The sequence below is a fragment of the Variovorax sp. P4_D9 genome, from assembly GCF_056401695.1.
In genome coordinates this window covers 1-3,451 of the sequence record NZ_JBFUIU010000892.1, presented here as the reverse complement: position 1 = coordinate 3,451, position 3,451 = coordinate 1, and the positions used below count along the sequence as shown (strand labels likewise).

The 3,451-nt window shown below is 64.1% G+C and carries 4 protein-coding genes and 2 pseudogenes; 2 read left to right on the top strand and 4 right to left on the bottom strand.

What is annotated here, in order from left to right; translation table 11 throughout:
* Positions 1-195 (bottom strand): annotated as a pseudogene (locus AC1DY5_RS47680) (integrase); the annotation flags it as partial.
* Between the two features lie 102 nt (positions 196-297).
* Between AC1DY5_RS47680 and AC1DY5_RS47675 the strand changes: the two are divergent.
* The gene (locus tag AC1DY5_RS47675) at positions 298-798 is read left to right on the top strand and encodes a GNAT family N-acetyltransferase (RefSeq protein WP_478121351.1); all 501 of its coding nucleotides are present in this window, start codon (positions 298-300) and stop codon (positions 796-798) included.
* Between the two features lie 42 nt (positions 799-840).
* Here the strand turns inward: AC1DY5_RS47675 and AC1DY5_RS47670 are convergent, their stop codons facing one another.
* Positions 841-1,326 (bottom strand): hypothetical protein, encoded by a 486-nt coding sequence (locus tag AC1DY5_RS47670; RefSeq protein WP_478121352.1) that lies wholly within the window; start codon positions 1,324-1,326, stop codon positions 841-843.
* A gap of 225 nt (positions 1,327-1,551) precedes the next feature.
* Positions 1,552-1,941 (bottom strand): annotated as a pseudogene (locus tag AC1DY5_RS47665) (DNA-binding protein); the annotation flags it as partial.
* Positions 1,942-2,051: 110 nt separating this feature from the next.
* Here AC1DY5_RS47665 and AC1DY5_RS47660 point away from each other — a divergent pair.
* A complete protein-coding gene (locus AC1DY5_RS47660; protein WP_478121350.1) occupies positions 2,052-2,324 on the top strand; it encodes a hypothetical protein in 273 nt (90 codons plus the stop codon).
* Between the two features lie 628 nt (positions 2,325-2,952).
* Here the strand turns inward: AC1DY5_RS47660 and AC1DY5_RS47655 are convergent.
* Positions 2,953-3,451 (bottom strand): LysR family substrate-binding domain-containing protein (locus AC1DY5_RS47655; RefSeq protein WP_478121349.1); only part of this gene is annotated, 499 nt, incomplete at its 5' end.

Sequence of the window (3,451 nt, the reverse complement as noted above, 5' to 3'; positions counted from 1 at the left end):
CCGCTGGTTCTTCAGGGGTCGCCGCGGCCACCTCCGAGCGGCGCCGCCCACCCGGTGGCCCAGGCGAAGCAGGAGGGCGCGATCGCGTTTTCCTCGAAGGGTGTCGTCGCAGGTGGCCGGCCAGCTTGCAGAGGATCCTTCGTCAGCGCGCTGCTTGCGTGGACGCGCGCCACGCTGCGAGTAGGCAGGGCGCGTGCCCCGCACAATGTTTGTCCGAGACGCAGCCGTCCTACGTGTAAATAGTGCAATCGCGCAGGGACGAATCGCACAGGCCGCGCTCTGGGGTATCGTTGCGCCGTGAGCTCACTGAATGTTCGCCACTTGCGGGCTGACGAAGCCGATCTACACCGGCAGCTTCGGCTCGAAGCGTTGAGGGAATCGCCACGCGCCTTCGGCGACACACTGGAGCCGCTCGAGCGCAAGGGCGCTGACTATTGGAATGCGCTGACGCAGCGCGTGTGCTCGGTGGACGCGATGGTAGTCGCGCTCGACGGCGAACGTCCGATCGGAATGATCTACGGATTGCGGGATCAGCAGATTCGCCAGGGTGCCAGGCTTGGTGGTGTCTGGGTCGATACGCAGTACCGGCGGCGCGGCGCAGGACGCTTGTTGGTGCACAGCGTCATCGCCTGGGCGCAAACGCACGGTTTTGCCATGGCCCGCCTTTGGGTTGGACATGAGGAGGAGGCTGCGATCGCCTTGTATGAGCGCTGCGGCTTTGTCTTCACCGGGCTGGAGCGGCCGCTGGAAGAGCGTCCCTCGATTGTGATCCGCGAGATGCGGCGCGCGTTGGCATAAGGGCCGACGTCGGACGGGTGTTTCGGCCGAGACTCACGGCACTCACCTTGGGGATTTTCTGGTGCGCGAGAGCGGTGCGGTTTCGTCGCTTTTCCTTCGGGCCTCGACTTGGCGCAGCGTGGCGGCCGCCGCCGCCTGGCTCTCTCGCAGCTGTGCGATCTCCCGCTCCGACTGCGTCTGCTGGCGTTGCAGTTGCGAAGCGAGATTGGTTGCTCGCTGCTCCGCGCCGGCCGCGCGCTCTCGAAGGGTCGCAAGTTCGATCTGGACCTCTTGGTGCTGGCGCGCCCAGGCGGCGGCCGCGTCGCGGTGTGATGCCTTCTCGTCCTGAAGAGCCTGCTTGGCGGTTTCCTGAGCGCTGCGAGCCGCCTCCATGTCCGCCACACGGGCCTTTTGCTCCTTGGCGAGGTCGGCGTTGGACTGGCGCATGGCCACTCGCTCGCGATCGACCTCGGAGAGGAGGCGGCGCTCGTGGGCRAGATGGCGCTCCTCGGCTTCWTCCGCCGCGYGCTKCCTGGCGCCGAGTTCCATGGCCGACTTCTCGCGCAGGRCCTCCTTGCTGGCSACWGCCTCGTCCAGMGCYTTGCGCAGGCGYCGCACYTCGGCYTCCGARTCRCCSAGCAGSCGWGCRGATTCCTGYTGCTGCGYRTGCATCTGGGCCTCCATGGCCGYGACCGCCTGGCGYGASGAGGCGAGGGCYTCGTCGAGCGCGACGCGGGCCTGYTCGAAGGMSRTCTYGCGCTGCTGSAGWTCGRCTTCCYTCYGGGCCARGGCRCTGCGCTCCAGCTCGAGCTCGCGMCGGGTKGCTKCGGTCTTCTGGACCTGCACCTGGTCRGCCTCGCGCCGCGCGACCTCCCAGAATTGCTGGGCCGCCTGGACGATCGCCAGGGGAAGCTGCTGTGCCTCGCCGTCGGCCAGGCTTCCGCTGCGACCCTCCAGGCGTTTGCCGAGCGTGGCGAACCAGCGCTCCAGCATCGGGCTCACGGTGTTGGGCGACCCGCTGCCGATCTTCTGCCGAACGCGTTCGATCGTCGGGCGCAGGCCTTCCTGCAGCAGCGCATCGGCTGCTTCCCAGACCTGCGCTTCCTGAATCCCGCGGCCGCCGCGAATCGGGTGGATGTTGTCGCTCGAACTTTTCAGATCCATGCCCTGCTCCGTGGTCCTGTTTTTACTTGCGATAACAAAAAGGTATTGCAAGGTATTCGCTGGCGACTCGGCCCCGACCGCGGGGGCACCGCCAAGATCTCGAACTGGTGATGACCGTGCTCCGACAGTCGCGCTTGATGCTCGGCGAACCTCATGCCGGCCTGTCGGCCGCACAGACGAACCCCATGATCGATGCGATCAGGGCCAAGATGGCCGCGCAGTTCTCCGACGCCGTAGGCCAAGACCTTGAGGCTGGCCGTCTCGACTTTCGGTTGGCATCCGCGCCGGGTGCAGAAGCCTTCGAAACCGAGGACCATCTGGATGTGGTTCGCTTGCTTGGCGACCGGCAGGACATTGCAGCCATTCGCAGTACCGGCGATTGAAATTGGACGGACCTCATTGCGTTGATGATCAACGGTCGCAAGGGAAGGTCAGCACTCCGAATGCAACTCAAGCAGGCGGCCCAGCCGATCGCAATCTTCTCCAATTCAGGGCTCAGGTGATCAAGGCGCTTCTCGCGCAGGCGCCGACAACCTTGAAAGCGTCGAAGCGCAGAAGATCACGAAGGCGAGCGGGCATTGGCTGCGGCATCGCGTGGGTCGCACGCGATGCAGAGCACGGAGGGGGCAGGCACCCATCCCGTTCCCGGTGGCGCAGAACAACCTTCGCGATCCAGCAATAGGGCACCATAACGCGCGCTTATCGGGCCCAAAATTGCGCGAGAACAAGGCGACCGGAAGGTCTCAAAGAGGACTGAATGCAGGCGTTCGACGTGCTCGCGCAAAAGGGCGCAATAGGCCCAAGACCAGACGTAGCGGCCGGTCTGCTACTTGCAATCGACGTCTTCGCGGTCTTCACTTGGCGCAATTTCGGCCGACCAGCCCGTCAACGATGCTGCGACACCACAGCGCGCAGATGAGTTGGTTCTCGCCGGAAAGCGACGAGAAATCACGGTCGTGCGAAGCGTAAGCTTCCCGTATTTCAAGCGCGACATCATGGGTCGAGAGTGCTCTACTGGGCGAGTTCTTTCACGATCCCGATCAGCCGGTCCAGCACGGGTTCGGTCGGTCCCTTCATCCATCCAAGCACGAAGGTAGTCGTATAGTTGACGTCATTCAGTGGGACCACGACCAAGCTGCCAGGGTAGGTGAAGTTCTTTCCGCTGACTGCGAGCCCGATCCCCATGCCAACAGAGACCAAGTTAAGTTGAGAGGAGATCGAACTGACCTCCTGAACGATCTGTGGCTCGAATCCGGCCTTTTGGCAGAGGGCAAATAAAGGGCCGTAGCCCGGGCTGACGCTGGATCCGGGGACGACGACGAAGCGTTCATTGGCCAGCTGAGCCAAGTTGACTGACCGCTTCCGCGCGAGCGCGTGGTCGCTTGGCACGACCACGGCGAGCCCACCGGACTGAATTTTAAATCGCTCGAGAACGGTTTCGTCCTGGGGCAGATCCTTGATATTCCGTTTCTTTCGACCCACGCCGGACCTCGGGCCGAAGTGCATGAAC